Raw genomic sequence first — 15,718 nt, 5'->3', positions numbered from 1 at the left:
CATGAACAAGCACGAACGCAGAGATTTTCTCAAGCAACTGAGCGCCATTGGTATTGGCGGCGCAGCTTTTTCTACTTTGCCTTTTTCAGCGGAAGGCTCTGCTAAGCAGCAAGCAACAGACCTTGAAAATCAGAGTTTTACAATTAATTTACTGCAAACAACAGATGTTCATTGCCAACTACACGCACACGACGAACTATTCTGGGAAAACGGCAAGGCTGTCTTTAGAAAAACAGGCGGCTATGCGCACCTGGCGACCTATCTGAGCGAGTTCAGGAAAAAGCATCCGCATACTTTTCTAATTGATACGGGCGACATGTTTCAGGGCAGCGAACTTTCGGTAAAAACCAAAGGCAAAGCGCTCATACCTATACTCAATCGGCTTAACTATGATCTTTACCTGCCCGGCAACTGGGAGGTAGTTTACTACAAAAAAGCCATGCAACAACTGCTTGGTTCGCTAAACGCACCCAAAGTTTGCACCAATATGTACCACGATCTGGACGGTAAAAAAGGCGAGCTTATTTTCCAGCCTTACCACATCTGGCATGTGAAGGGCATCAAAATCGGATTTATTGGCTACACCGACCCGATGGTACCGCTTCGCCAATCGCCTAACTACAGCAAAGGCATTATTTACACCCAACCCGAAGAAAATATTGCCTACTATGTGGATGTATTGCGCAATCAGGAACAGTGCGCTTTTGTGATTTTGCTGTCTCATCTGGGTTTGTCGCAACAGATTCATTTAGCCAATCTGCCTGTTTGCGAGGGCGTAGACTATATTTTTGGCGGAGACACCCACGAACGTGTCCGCACACCAATTGTATGTAAGTATGCCAAAGTGGTCGAGCCGGGAGCATTCGGCTCTTTTGTGGGCAGGCTGGAGCTGACCGTAGAAAACGGCAAAGTTGTCAAAGACGAATACCAACTGGTAGAAATCAGCAGTTCGCGCTACAAAGCAGACAAGGAAATGGAAGCGCTCATTGCAGCAAACGAACAACCGTTTTTAGAGGATTTGAACACCATCATCGGCTACAGTACACTACCGCTGTATCGTTATTTTGTGATTGAAAATACAATTGACACCATGATTCTGGACGCGCTTCACTGGAAACTCAAGCAGGAATACAATGTAGATATTGTGCTTTCAAATGGGTTTCGCTTCTGTTCGCCCCGGGCTACCCCCGACAAAACGGGTAATATACCAATCAATAGCGCCTTTTTATATGAAATGCTGCCTGTAGATAGCGTAGTGCGTGTGGCGCAGGCAAGCGGCAAGCAAATCAGCGAGTGGTTGGAGAAAGAACTGAACAATGTATTCGCAAAAAATGCAGCCGAGCGTTTCGGCGGCTGGGTAATCAAATTTAAAGGTATGAAGATCACCTTCTTTGCGCATGGGGAAAAAGGGCAGCGCGTACAAAGTGTATTGATCAATGACGAACCGCTCGACCTCAATAAAACCTACACCCTGTGCGCCTGCGAGCGCGACGGCGACCCGGAAGATGTATTGTGCCGAATGAAGGGAGTCAAAAATACAAAAAACACACCTTTTACGCTGCACACAATCATGCGGGATTATCTGAAAGCAAACAGTCCCGTAACGCCTCGTCCTGCTGTTGCTGCCAAAGCCTTAGATGTTTCGCAAGAACTGCTTACACAGGTGCGCGGCGTAGATTACCAATTCCAGTAAACCTGCTTTTTAAGCAAGAAGAGGCTGTCCGAAAAGTAACATAGACTTTAGTCTGTGATCATTGAAATACTTGACAATCAGATGGTTATAGACTGAAGTCTGTGCTACATTTTCAATAGCGGTCTGACCCTTTGGGTCAGACCGCTGTGTTCATCTTCTTGGTTATGAAACGAGTACGTCCGATTAGTTCAGGAACTCGTCAAAGGTGATCTGTAGGTAGTAGATTGCCCCGACTGAAGGGTTACCCCAAGCCTGTGTATAGCTTTGGTTGAGCAGGTTGCTGCCGCCCAGCTTCACAATAGACTTGATAGAAGGTATTTTCAAGCTCACTTGCGCGTCTAATGTGCTGAACGCCGGCACAATGCTCTGTTGCGCGCCGCGAATCACAGGGCCTACAAAAGTGCCTTGCCATACAAACTCATCCTGCCAGCGGTAGTTTACGCTGAAGCTCAGGTTTTTAACTAAGTTGCGGTTAGAAAGCGACAAGTTGTAGCGGTAGAGAGGTGTGTTGAAAGCTGTTTCAAAACCGGCAGGCAGTTGATCAGTATTGAGCAATTCGTTGTAAGATACGTTACCACCGATAGCAAAGCCTTTAGGAAGTGCATAATCTAAGCCCAAAGCCCAACCATGGCTGTTCAGTTGCTCGGTGCTATTGACAGGGAAGCTGTACACGTTGCGAGTATCAGCGCTCAGGAGCGGCAACCGAGGAGCATCTGCAGCCAACGGTTGTCTGGATTGTACGACTACTGCACCACCATCAAAGTTGAGGAATGTGCTGCGGTAGTAATAAGCATCAATTGAGAGTTTGTTCTTAATCAAACTCTTGTAACCAACCTCGAATGAGCGCACGCGCTCAGGCTCGAACTCGCGGAATTGGAACTGCTCTAACAAGTTACGCGCCTCTCCTTCAGGAACACCTCTCTGCAGAGCAGCGCCATATGCCTGTACTGACTGCAATGTGAACACAGGGTTGTTAATCATGTTGTAGCGCTCGCGGAACAGCGGCAAACCTCCTAACAGACGTGCCTGAGGAGTCAATAAGTCAATGTACTGGTTCTGCGTAGTCGGGATGCGGAAACCGGTTTGGTAAGAGGCGCGGATGTTGTGGTCTTTGGCTACGGTCAATACAGCGGAGGCGCGCGGGTTTACCTGACCTCTGAAGTTTTCGTTTTTGTCATAGCGTACTGAACCGGTGAGTTTTAGTCTATCTTCAAAGAGTTTTTTAGAGGCTTGTACATAACCGCCAAACTCTCTGATATTGAACTCATTTCCATCGTCCTGAAGTGCAAAGAGCGTACCCTCAGAATTCAATGCATACACGCGGTAGTTAGCGCCGACGATAATTTCAGCAAATTTGATCTCATTAGAGAAGTTGTACATACCTTCCAAGTGGTACAGGCTGGTCTTGTCGGTAAAGCGAGCACCTACGCCTTGTGCATTACCGGGAATAGCACGGCTGCGCACAGCCTCTGATGCACGGTTGAACTCAGGTGTTCCGGGCAGGAAACGACCCTGATCGGCAATGCTGCGGGCTTGCTGATGGAAATTGTTGAAACCTGCTTGTGCTGCTGCTGCCGCCGCCGCCACTGCCTCTGCCGGGGTGCGACCTTGACCTAAAGCGCCTGCAAAAGTGGTAGCATAAGTAGTTAGGGCATTTTGACCGAATGCACCAAAATATTGAGGGAACCATGTTGTGCTTGGCTTCCATGCCTCGTTGATACCTGCACCTAACGTACCGACTGCATATGAATCGCCTGAGTTTTCGCGGGTTGTATAAGCACGCACATAGAAGTTAGACCCGCGCACTTCGGCTTTGTACTGCGACAAACTGAAGTTGCTCAGCGAGTAGCGGTCAGCGCCTGTGTAAACGGTAGTGCCTGCACCTATGTTTGCTTGCAAAATAGCTTCTACTTTGTCGTTCAGGCGATAGTGCAAAGCGCCGTTAAATTTCAAACTCTTGGTTGTATAATCTGCCAGATCGCGTTCGTTGTAGCCCGTGCGAGACACGAAAGTGTTAGGAATAATGGCTTGGAAAATTTGCTGAGGTGTCTGACCTGTTAACTGCGTCAGAGAAGCGCCGCCGATGCCCGGCAAACCGGCAGGATAACGGAAACCGGCAATGGCAGCAAGGAAAGGCGAAGTACCACCTGCGCCTGTGCCCGGCTGACCGTTGCCAAACAGAGAGGCAAAGAGGTTAACGTTTGTTTCGTCGCCGTAGGTGTTTACTCCATTATAGCCCGGATTGTTGGCGCGGTTGCCTGTGCTAACGTTGAAGCCATTTAGCAAGCTCTGGTCGCGCACATCTGATGCCTGCCAGTCGTCAGCTTGCAAGTAACCAACATTAATCTTAAATGCCAGTTTGTCGTTAATAGATTTTGCATAGCGAATTGCCGCATCAATCATACCTGTAGAACCCAGAGGCTCATCGGTAGTACCGGGCTTCAAACGGTTTCTTTCGTTCATCAGACCTGCACGCACATAAGCGCTCGCACCTTGATACTGGAACGGACTCTTAGAATTCATCAAGATGATACCATTGATTGCGTTGGGTCCGTAAAGGGCAGAAGCAGCGCCGGGCAACAGTTCCAGCGACTCCAGATCCAGCTCCGAAATACCCACAATATTACCTACCGGGAAATTCAAACCCGGCGCTTGGTTGTCCATACCGTCAATCATCTGTACTGTACGCACGTTACCGTTAGCATTGAAGCCACGCGTATTGAACGAACGAAAAGTCAAACTCTGTGTGCTCATTTCCACACCTTTCATATTTTGCAAAGCATCGTAGAAGTTAGCAGCGGGCGTTTCGCGAATCTGCATAATGTCCATGCGCTCTACCGTAACGGGCGACTTGAGTACGCTTTCCTCAACGCGGGATGCAGAAACGACTACTTCTTGCCCCATGATTGTCTGCTCACTCAATTCAATTTCGAGGTTCATACCATCAGAGGTAACCTCTACCTCTTTGCTCTGATAGCCTACAATAGATATTTGTAGTGTGAAAGGTGGCGGGCTGCTCACTTTCAACGAGAAATTACCTTTACTATCAGTAATTGTGCCTACTACCCGGTCTTTCACCTTGATGTTTACACCCGCGAGTGCATCCTTCGATCCTGCATCCGTTATCTTACCGGTTACAGTTGTCTGCGCCATTGCCTGTGCCGCCATTAATAATAGCAGCCCCAAGACAAAGCATACTTGTTTTGTAAGTTTTGCTAACATTTTCTTCACTGTTTTGAATGAGTAATGATTGGTTATCAGGTTGTATGTTCCAATTTTAAATCAATTTCTACAAACTAACAAAAGACAGGCAAATAATACTTTGTAATTTCGTCGCAATTATTGTAAACTATGTCTGTCTTTCTTGAGCGCGTTGCTAACAGTTTGCTAAATGATCATATCGCAGCGGAGGGCTGGGAGAAACTTGCTTCTTGGCATTTGGTGCTCCCTACGCGGCGTGCCTGCCTCTACATGAAGCAATACTTAGCACAAGTAGCCCCGCACTCGTTCCTTGCCCCTGAAATTTTGGCTGCTGATGACTTCGTGGCTCGCATTGCCGGACTGACCATTCTCGATCAGGTGTCGCTGCTTTTTTCGCTTTACGAAAGTTACCGCCTGTTCGATACAGACCCCAATCATAACCTTGACCGCTTTGCCCCACTCGGCGCTGCCCTACTGCGCGACTTTGATTTGATTGACAAAAATCTGGTCGTGGCTGAAGAACTGTTTGACTATGTAGAAGAAGCCAAAGCCATTGAACGCTGGGCAGAGGAGCTGGGGCAGGATGTTGCCTATGTGCAAGCCCGAATAGGCGACCAGAGTACAGTCAGTGCTTATTACCAGTTTTGGCAGTACCTCAAAAAAACTTATTTCCACTTTCGTAGCAAACTGCTCGACGAACGCAGCGCCTACTTGGGTATGGCTTACCGAATTGTTGCAGAAAATTCTAAACAAATCATTGATAAACAGCAACTTAAAAAAGTTTTTTTCATAGGCTTTAACCAGTTGGCAGCTGCGGAAACCGAAATTTTTCAACGCTTTAAAAAGGCAGGTATTGCAGAATTCTATTGGGATACCGACGAGTTTTACATTGCCAAACAACCGCCCCATGAGGCAGGGCTTTACTTGCGTCGCCACAAAAGCGAAGGACTCATCCCTACAGACTATCGCTGGGGTAACGCCTTGCTCAACGAACCTAAACAAATTGATATAATTTCAGTCAGCAATAAAGTTACACAGGCGAAACTCTGTGGCGACTTGCTGCACCGCGCCATACTGGAAAAAATTCGAGAAGCACCCTCAACAGCCGAAGGTATTACTACTTTCAAACAGGCTATTAATTATGTAGGCGTTTTACTACCCGATGAAAGTATGCTCCTGCCTATGCTGTATGCCCTGCCGACTGTTGCAGTTGGCGAGGCAGATTTGCCTGCCAAAGAGTATCTCAATATTACGATGGGGCTTTCGATGGAGAAAACTCCATTCTTCAGCCTGATTGATAACCTTTTTTCTATGCAGTCTAATTTTTCAACCGATGAAAACGGACAAAAATTAGTTTACTTCCGCGATATTTTCAAGCTACTTCGCCATCCGTACCTGCAATATTCTACACAATTTGCACAAGACTACGACAAGGTACAAGAACACCTGATCCATATTCAAAAGGAAAATCTGGTATATGTTCCGCTGCAAACCCTGCTGGAATGGGGCGAAGGGACGAGTTTTTATCACACTGTTTTCCGTTGGTGGGACAACCGCGCCGATCGCGCACTACAAGCGCTTTTCGACCTCTGCGAGGTGCTTTCACAGCTTTTCGATGGTGAAAATAATATTCTTGAAAGTGAATTTTTATTGCAGTTTTTTACCCTGCTCAAACGCATAGACAGTGTTTTAGGCGCATATAAGACGCAAATCAACGCCCGCACGCTACAGCAATTCTTGTATGAAACTATTCGCGGTGCGGTTGTGCCTTTTACGGGAGAGCCGCTTAGCCCCTTGCAACTCATGGGAATGCTGGAAAGCCGCACGCTGGATTTTGAACGCCTCATCATTCTTTCCTGCAACGAAGGTATCATGCCCAAAGGCAAGCAGTTTGGCTCGGTTATCCCCATGGATATTCGCAAGCGCTTCGGAATGCCTACGCACACCGAAAACGATGCTACTTACGCCTACACATTTTACCGTTTACTGCATCATGCCCGCCACGTAACGCTGGTATATGTAGATGCAGTTGGCGGCAGAGGTATCAACACATCCGAAAAAAGTCGCTACATTACCCAATTGGAGGCTGAACTTGCCAAATATCCAAACATTAGCCTCAATCAATACAGCGTGCAACTCAACCTGCCCGAAAAGGCAAGGCCTATGCTACAAGTTGAGAAAACGCCCGAAGTGCTGGCAATGGTGCGCGAATACTTGCAAAAAGGTATCCCCCCGTCTGCAATTAACCTGTACATAGACAACCCGTTGGCATTTTTCCAGCGGTATATCCTCGCGCTGGGCGAGCCTGAAGAAATGGAGGAAGAAATGATGGAGCATACTTTTGGCTCGATGGTGCATCAAACGCTGGAGAAACTATTCAAAGATTATGAACAAAAGACACTCAATTCCCAAACCATTCAGGCGCTTATCCAACAACCCGAAAAATTAGAACAGCTACTCAACGAGGCAATTACAGAAATAAAAGGCGGTATCATTACCGATAAAGGCAAAAACTACTTGCTCAAATACATTGCAGGTTGGTTAATTGAGCGGTTTCTTGAGAACGAAAAAGATATTGCCCCCTTCGAATTACTTGCGCAGGAAACCGACTTGCGCGTGCCGCTCACTGTTCGCGTGCCGGGAGAAAATACTGGACTGTCAATTTTACTCAAGGGAACTGCCGATCGTATTGATATTTGTAATGGAAAACTGCGCATTATAGATTATAAGACAGGAACTTTCAATAAAACAGACCTTAGCGCAGCCAATCTCGATGAACTGCTCACTAATCCCGACAAGAGTAAAGTAGTTCAACTACTGATCTATAAATATCTGCTGATCAGATATTTAGAAAACGGATCAGGAGGAAAAATACCTGCCGCTGCCGCACAATTTGCCGCTGATTTCAACATTATATCAGGATTTTACTTTTTCCGCAAACTCAACGAGGGTTTTCAGCCTTATACCCTGAAAGACGAGCCGCTAAATGTATCTGAATTCAATATTTACGTAGAAAATTTTATCCAAAAAATCATTTCTGAGATGCTGAATCCTGCAGTTCCATTTGCGGAGCGAAACATTGCAGCAAGCGAAGGGGATGGATAGCGGCTACGGGGCAGTCATGGATGATCGCATAATGCGCGCAGCCTCTGCCATGCCCTCCTCAACGCTCTTTACCACAAGATATGGTGTAGGCAGCGGCGAAACCAGTAGCACAGCATCAAATATGAAGCGCACCATCATATTAGGGATAACGAAAATCATACACCGCTGAAATTCGGCAATCAATTCTTTGTGCTGTTTGACCCAGTTGCCTTGTTTGATGCGAAGTTCGGAAGAGAGGTATTTTGACTTTGTCGCATCGAGAACAAAGCAAACGGGCTGCCTTCTGGTATAGAGTTCATATATTTGGTCAAGATATCTGTCAAACTCTTCGACAGTGGGTTCGTTTTCATTGAAAGTAATCAGCACTATAGGCCATTTGCTTTCGTCAATAGTTACATAGTCCATAACTATTTTTCGCTTGGTTTACCAATGAAAGATAGTTATTTTTCTGCAAAAATAAAAATGATGTAAGCGTTACTTAAACCTTCGCATCAATTTGTTAGAGAAAATGAATTCGTCTAACTCTTTTACTCCTGAGTGAAAAATAGTTTCGTTGTTGCCCTCCCAGAGTTTGGCGCCGCGATACATAAAAATGATATGTTCACCGATTTCCATCATCGAGTTTACGTCGTGCGAAACAATAACGGTTGTGATGTTATATTCGGTAGTTATTTCATGGATCAGGTTATCTATCATGATGGAAGTTAGCGGATCAAGTCCTGAATTTGGCTCGTCGCAAAACAAATACTTGGTTTGCAAGGCTATTGCACGGGCGATACCCACGCGCTTTTTCATTCCGCCGCTTAGCTCGGAAGGCATTTTTTTATTGGCGTTCTCAAGGCCAACCCGCTTTAGGCAGAAGTTTACGCGATCCTCTTTTTCATCGGGCAACATGTCGGAGAGCATATCAAGCGGAAAACGCACATTTTCTTCCACAGTTTTAGAGTCAAACAAAGCAGCACTCTGAAACAGCATCCCAATTTCTCGGCGCAGCAACTTTTTCTCTTCGCGTGTAGCGTTGTGAAAATCACGTCCGCTAAACAAAACATGTCCTGAATCGGGTATTACCAGCCCGACGATATTTTTTAGCAGGACACTCTTGCCTGTACCGCTGCCGCCGATAATCATATTGGTAACACCGGGGTAGAAAACCGCGCTTACGTCGAACAAGACCTGCTTGTTGCCAAATGATTTATTGATATTTTTTACTTCAATCACAACTTAGGCAGATTAAACTAAACTTAGGCAGATTAAACTAAAAGTTCTGCCAGCAGGTAGTCTGCCAGCAATAAGGCGATACAACTATTAGTAACTGCTTTCGTACTGGATATGCCCACCTCAAGTGCGCCACCTTGTGTGTAATATCCCTGATAGGCAGAAATAGTGGTAATCAAAAATGCAAATACAAATGATTTAATTAGCGCAAAAGTTACATTAAATTCTATAAAATCGGCACGAATACCGTAAATATATTCATCAGGAGTAATTAGCCCACCAATCGTTCCGGCGAGATAACCACCCAGAATTGCTAAAAAGCCTGCCAAAATAACCAGCAGGGGATACATCGTGATGCCCGCAATTATTTTAGGCAGGACGAGGAACGAAGTGGAATTAATCCCCATAACCTCCAGTGCATCTATCTGTTCGGTAATACGCATGGTGCCGAGTTGCCCGGCAATGTTAGACCCCACTTTTCCGGCAAATACAATGGCAGTAACTGTCGGGGCAAGTTCGAGGATGGTCATGTCGCGCACAATCAAACCGATAATATACACCGGGATCAAAGGGCTTACTAAGTTGTAGGCAGTCTGAACCGCCGTTACCGCACCAATGAAAGTAGAAGTGATAACCACAATTGTCAGCGAGTCTATACCAATAAGCATACACTCATCAATGTATAGTTTCCAATATACTCTCAGCGGCTCGCGGTTGGTAAAGGCCCGCCAGAGGAAGGTCAGGTAGGCACCTATACTTTCTAATGGATTATACTTCGGCATGGAGCCATGATTTTTTAGCAAGTAATTCTTCCCGTGTTTCTACCGCATCCGGATCGGGAACGCAGCAATCTACAGGACAAACGGCGGCACACTGTGGTTCTTCGTGAAAGCCTACGCACTCGGTGCATTTATCAGTAACGATGTAATAAAATTCATCAGAAAGGGGCTTTTGAGGTTCATGCCCGTCTACTACCACACCGCCCTCTAATTCTACCATTGTCAGTTCTGTACCAGCTGCCCAAGTCCACTCTACTCCGCCTTCGTAAATAGCGGTATTGGGACACTCGGGTTCACATGCACCACAATTGATGCACTCGTCAGTTATCATAATAGCCATAGCAGGAGAATTTTAAAAGTTAAGCAAGTTGATTACACAAAGTTAAGCAGGGCTGTGAAGCTATGCAAATAAGAGTGGGCAAGGGATCTATCATTTACTTCATCGTACCCAAAAGAACGATCTTGCCTTTTTCGCCATAGCGGCTTTCTAATACCTCGCCATAAGTAAGTGCTGCACGTTGGGAATTGAAAGGACCCAAAATCAGATGATAGACTGTTTTCCCACTCTGTTCTCCAATGTGTACGATGATATTGCGGTGATGCCTTTGCTGCAACCTTTCCATCTCTTTGAACACCTGCTCGTAATCCTGATAAACACCTACTTGCCAGCCATATCCGCTGGAAGGCTGCTTTTCTATGTAAACTTTGTATAAGCCTTTACCCGTTGGTTGCAAACGCCCCGACATGGGCGGATCGTCGTTCCGGTAAAGGTACTCCCCTGTTGGCTCGCCGCGCAGATTTACATTTCGCTTCAGCAGTGCCAGCAATTCCTCAGGCTTCAGATAGCCGTCCATTCGTTCTACTACTTTTCCCTGTGGGGTAAACACGAGGATCATCGGATAGAAATAAACATTGTAAAAAGTAGCAAGTTTTTTGCCTTCCGATACCTGCGACTCACCATCTACGGTGTAGGAAAGATAATGTTCATCGGCATAGGCAATCAGGTTTTTATCATAGAATCCTTCTTGCATAATTTTTCGACAAGGCATACACCAATTGGTGTAAAAAAACACGAAATATGGCTTATTTTGTTTGCGAGCTTTTGCTTGTAATGCCGTATAGGATCCTTGAAAATGTTGCAAGGGCTGCGCACATATCCAACCTGCGATGAGCAAAAACATCAACAGAAAAAAAATAACCTTTTTTTGTTTGTGCATGGCTTCAGCTTTTTTTAATTGCTACCAAAGTTGATTCCAAAAAAACAGAGATGTTATCGCATACTTATACATTTCCGTAAATATCTGCGTAAACTCGTTCCGCGATATGAAAGCCTCTGTACTGTGCTGCAATATGGCGAATTTTAGCTCGTAAAGCTACACGATCGCCCTGTAATAACCTGTCAATTTTTATGACTGCTTCTCGGTAGGCAGTTGTGTTCAGTGCAGGAAGCACTGCACCAATATCATAACGGGCAATAATATCGGCATCATCGCCAATGCCTGCGGGTATGACAACAGGCAAGCCCAAAGCCCAGTATTCACCGTCTTTCACGGGCGAACAGTAACGCTTGGTTGGCACAGGTTTAACGGGTGTAATGCCAAAATCTGCAAGCCCCATGAGGTCAGGCACAAGGTGATGCGGCGCAAAAAGCGAGGTAATAATGCTGCTGTCCAGATTGCTTTCTGCTGCCATGTGCTCAATCTCATCTCTGGTATGGGAGGTCAGCAGTAGTATGCGAAAACGATCGCCCCAATGCTCATGAGCAACCTTGAAAAAGTCGAATACTTCTTTTTTCAGATAGATTCCGCCTAATTTACCTGCGTACACGCCAACAATTTTATCCGTAAAACCATAATTGGCAAGCAAGTCAGCTTTCTTGATATGTGCTTCAGAGAACTGATCGAGGTTGGTACAGTTTGGGCGGACACAAAAATGTGAAAAAGTAGCGCCGTATTTATCTAAGGCATAGTTGCGCATACCTTCCGTATTAGAAAGCACATAGGATGCCCTATGCGACTGTAGTTTTTCTAACCAAAATAACAATCGAAACCGCAAACTGTTGCGCTGCCAATCGTTATTTTCAACGGAAGCCTCTGCATGTGGCTCGTAGCAATCCATTACTAAAGTAGCCCCGGTCAGCACCGACAGCAAGTAAGCAGACATACCGGCAGGAGTACAAAAAGCGTGTATGTATCGAACGCGGTTCAGCCATGCATCTGCCAATAGACGTATAACAATACGAATCCAGTTTAGGTAAGAGCGAAAACCATAGCTGAAATACGGATAGCTACGATGGATGATATTCCATTGCCTAAGTTCGTTCTGTATTTCTTTATGCTCTTTTGCGGTGATGGCAAATCTTTTCTGTTCTAAGGTTAGCAGAAATATCTTGCTGCCTGCAGGTAAATTTTTATGTATAATTTTCAGATATGGCAAAGTGCAATTCTGCACTAAGGCATCTTTATATGACCAGAAAGTGGTAACAATAACATGAGTAGGCTTTTGCTTGATTGATGCGGGCATTTAAAAACTTCTCTCTGTAACCTCTCGCAAATTTCGGACATTATGCTTGCAAAATGAAAGATTTCGCTGAGCAATATTACCATCAGATCCATCAACTCGGAAACGCTAATAGGTCATGCCTTCTATCATTCTTTATCACTCCTGCCGTTCAACAAAAAAGACCTGATGGCTTCGCAAGGAGCTATCAGGTCTTTTTTGCAAATAGCGACATTTGTAAGATCTTAGCAACCACAATTATACGCTGTCGAGGTCTTGCAACCGCCGACAGCGTATAGCTTTACTCTTTCACCAACTTCTCCGTCCAGACTTTGCCGTCTGTCTGACGGATTTGCAACAGGTAAACGCCTCTGTTCATGTGGCTGATGTCAACGGTTTCATTGAACTGACGACCGCTGATGGTCTGGCGGCTGATGATGCGTCCTTGCATGTCGCTGATCACTACTTCAGCTGCACCGTCCACTGCTTGTCTGCCTTGCAAGGTGTAAACGCCTTTGCTTGGGTTCGGATACACGCGGAAGCCGCTTCTGCCTTCGGGTTCATTGACCGCTGACGCTGCCGCTTCTACCCTGCCGTTCTCTGAGATGAACACGCTTGACATGAACGTACAGCTACCTGCTTGCACCGTTACCTGATACCAACCCGGCTGCGTGGCTTCGATGGTTTGCGTATTGCCTACCGGCTGACCATCCCGTGTCCAGCTATTGCCTGTAGCAATTGTAGAGGTCAGCGTTCTTCTGCCTTGTGCCGATAAGCCCTGCATGATACCCAGTATTTGGTTGGTGGCTACCAACTGGAAGCTCGCTGCTGATGGCGTACCGATAATCACACCTTCGGCGCTTACCACATCAATGCGCACCCGATATGTTCCCAAAGGCAAGTTGTGCGTCTGATAGCTTATCAACGTGTTGGCATTTTCAGGGCGGGCATCTACAAAGCCTTCCCCGCCGGTGAAGTTGCCCTGATTATCTGATACAATCAAACGAAGCGCGGCATCTGTGCCAAAGTCGCCTGTAATCTGCGCGCGAATCGCGCTGCCCTGACACAATGCCCCTGTGGACAACAGCACGGTTTGCGCACCTTCGGGCAAGAGTCGGAAACTGCGACGCACCGGCTCGGCTGGGGCAAACACCTCGTTGCCCCCTTGCGTAGCTTCAACGGTGATGCGCGTTATTTGGCGCGGACGGCTTGTGATCACCACATTGCCCCCTTCAATTCTTGCGAATGCCTGACCTTCGACGATGGCAAAACTCACCGGCAATCCTGAACTTGCAACAGCGGCAAGCGCAAAGCCGTTTTGCAGGTTGCCTGACGGCAGGTTAAACGCAATAGTTTGCGGCAACAGCGCGCGAACGGGTTCTACACCTTCTATGCTGCGGCGCACAGGCGCGGCTGCCAACCATGCCTCATTGCCCGCTTGGGTAGCTTCCACCACAATTTCACCCGCGCCGGTGATGACCAACACGTTGTTTTCAATCCGTCCGTTGCCCGATACGACAGTCAGCGTTACAGGTAAGCCCGAAGAAGCAAACGCCCTCAAAGGCAGGCGCACGCCCACGTCGGCGCGAGGAACAGGCAAGGCGTTAAAGGTGATGGTTTGTCCCACCGGCAGCACGCGGAAACTGCGCTGCACAGGGGCAGGGGCTACATAATCAGGCGTGCCGTCGCGGTTTACATCCAAAGAAGCAGCATTGACAGTAGCTTCCACAGTTACCGTTCCTGCTTGACGCGGCATGGGGCGAACGAGTCCTGCGGCTACGTCGGCAGGGCCGCTGATGACGCGGAAGTTTACACCGCCGCAGGGAGAAGTAGCAACCAATCGCTGACCGGCTGTATTCCATGCCACATCGCTCAAAGCGGCAAAGTCAATCTCATCGCAAGCGGCGGGGGCTACCGTGAAGCACACTTGCGCGCGGCTGTTCGTTCCCGATTCGCCAAAGAAGGTGAAGCAAACCGTGCCTGCGCCTGTGATGCGGTAGCCGCGGAATTGTCCGCGCTCAAATACGGGAATTGCTGGACCTGAAACGCTGCGCAGCGCCAAGTTGCCGTTTTGTAACTGCATCTGTGGATTAATCAAACCTGCGTTCGGGTTGAACGTCGTGTTGGGCAACACAGGCAGCGTGCTAAGATTCAGAGCGGACGGCGGCGGCAAGATAGGCACTGGGAGAGGCATGATTGTCAACGTGCCATCTACGAAGGCAAAATCGTAATTGGCAGAAGCCAAAGTGCCTGCTGCAATCGTGATCGGATAAGTGCCTACAGGGCTGCCGTTTGTTGCCACAGTAGCTAAAACAGGCGCGCCGGTAATGCCCGAAGTTGCCAGCGTTTGCCCAAACTGCAAACCACTTACCGTAAAAGTCAGCGTAGGAATCGGCTGATTGACAAACGCGGTTCTGTTATTGGCTGTAAACGTTGCTGTCGCCTTATTTACCGTGCCTGTGAGGTTAATGACAAATGCAGGTTCATTAGTAGCATTGCTATTGATGGTCAGCGTGCCGTTAGCTGCGCCAACCGCATTTGCTAACAACCGCACGTTAAGGTTAGCCGAGCCTCCGGCGGGAATGTTGATAGGTAGGGTAGCGCCAATGACGCTAAATTGTCCTGTGGTAGGCAGCGAGGTAATGCTCAGTGTTCCGTTGCAGGTGTTATTTATCGTCAGGGTCAGGTCTATCGGCGTTCCGTAGGTGGTAGCGCCCATGTTAATCGCATCGCCCGAAGCGAGCGTCGTCGCGCCGTTCAATACCGCTATGCGCGCCGGCGTAGTAACCGCTATCACGTTAGCGCTTACCGTATTGCCCGTCGTGCAATTATTGGCATCTGAAACAGATACGAGCGAATAGTTGCCGGCTGAGTTTACGGTAATTACGTAAGGTGAGGTTGTAATGTTGGTTACCGTTGTGTTGGTCGTACCGTTGGTATAGGTCAGCGTCCATGGCGCGCGCCCCGTCAAGGCTACGTTGAGACTGGCGGTTTGTCCATCGCAAAGTTCAAAAGAGGTAGATGAAGCGGACAAGGTAGCCGTCGCAGGACCGGGAATGGCTTGCACGGGGGTACGCGGCGTAGTGGCGCAACCAATAGCCGAAACCTGAATGTTGTGCAGGTAATAGTAAAACCCTGTGGAAGGCGTTTGATTAGTGCCGGTAAAGGAAATAACGCCGGGTATGGTATAAGGATAGCTCAACCCTATGCCCGTATTGTTGCGATA

10 protein-coding genes are annotated in these 15,718 nt (G+C 47.4%); 2 read left to right on the top strand and 8 right to left on the bottom strand.

Annotated elements, in window-relative coordinates; genetic code table 11:
• Position 1 precedes the first annotated feature (1 nt).
• Entirely contained in the window at positions 2-1,693 is a 1,692-nt protein-coding gene (locus tag ACWIP2_RS03980; RefSeq protein WP_448518608.1) for a bifunctional metallophosphatase/5'-nucleotidase, read from the top strand.
• A gap of 183 nt (positions 1,694-1,876) precedes the next feature.
• Here the strand turns inward: ACWIP2_RS03980 and ACWIP2_RS03975 are convergent, their stop codons facing one another.
• Entirely contained in the window at positions 1,877-4,915 is a 3,039-nt protein-coding gene (locus tag ACWIP2_RS03975) for a TonB-dependent receptor domain-containing protein (protein ID WP_448518607.1), read from the bottom strand.
• A gap of 129 nt (positions 4,916-5,044) precedes the next feature.
• Between ACWIP2_RS03975 and ACWIP2_RS03970 the strand changes: the two genes are divergently transcribed.
• Positions 5,045-7,999, top strand: a complete 2,955-nt coding sequence (locus tag ACWIP2_RS03970) for a PD-(D/E)XK nuclease family protein (RefSeq protein WP_448518606.1) — start codon at positions 5,045-5,047, stop codon at positions 7,997-7,999.
• Between the two features lie 3 nt (positions 8,000-8,002).
• Here ACWIP2_RS03970 and ACWIP2_RS03965 read toward each other — a convergent pair whose 3' ends face one another.
• From ACWIP2_RS03965 to ACWIP2_RS03935, 7 genes are all read right to left on the bottom strand, one after another.
• Positions 8,003-8,404 carry a hypothetical protein gene (locus ACWIP2_RS03965; RefSeq protein WP_448518605.1) on the bottom strand — a complete coding sequence of 134 codons (402 nt, stop codon included), beginning with the start codon at positions 8,402-8,404 and terminating at the stop codon, positions 8,003-8,005.
• Between the two features lie 69 nt (positions 8,405-8,473).
• Positions 8,474-9,217, bottom strand: coding sequence for an ABC transporter ATP-binding protein (locus ACWIP2_RS03960; protein ID WP_448518604.1), 744 nt, complete (start codon positions 9,215-9,217; stop codon positions 8,474-8,476).
• A 32-nt stretch (positions 9,218-9,249) separates the two neighbouring features.
• Positions 9,250-9,996, bottom strand: a complete 747-nt coding sequence (locus ACWIP2_RS03955; RefSeq protein ID WP_448518603.1) for an MlaE family ABC transporter permease — start codon at positions 9,994-9,996, stop codon at positions 9,250-9,252.
• Positions 9,983-10,333 (bottom strand): 4Fe-4S dicluster domain-containing protein, encoded by a 351-nt coding sequence (locus tag ACWIP2_RS03950; RefSeq protein WP_448518602.1) that lies wholly within the window; start codon positions 10,331-10,333, stop codon positions 9,983-9,985. Before ACWIP2_RS03950 ends, ACWIP2_RS03955 begins: the two co-directional genes overlap by 14 nt.
• Positions 10,334-10,427: 94 nt before the next feature.
• Positions 10,428-11,174, bottom strand: a complete 747-nt coding sequence (locus ACWIP2_RS03945; protein ID WP_448518724.1) for a thioredoxin fold domain-containing protein — start codon at positions 11,172-11,174, stop codon at positions 10,428-10,430.
• Positions 11,175-11,274: 100 nt separating this feature from the next.
• Positions 11,275-12,429, bottom strand: coding sequence for a glycosyltransferase (locus ACWIP2_RS03940; protein ID WP_448518601.1), 1,155 nt, complete (start codon positions 12,427-12,429; stop codon positions 11,275-11,277).
• A gap of 364 nt (positions 12,430-12,793) precedes the next feature.
• Positions 12,794-15,718: T9SS type A sorting domain-containing protein (locus ACWIP2_RS03935; RefSeq protein WP_448518600.1), on the bottom strand; the 2,925-nt coding region annotated here is incomplete at its 5' end.

The organism is Rhodoflexus sp., assembly GCF_053489755.1.
The sequence above is the reverse complement of the archived record's forward strand: the minus strand, read 5'-3'. Positions and strand labels throughout refer to the sequence as shown.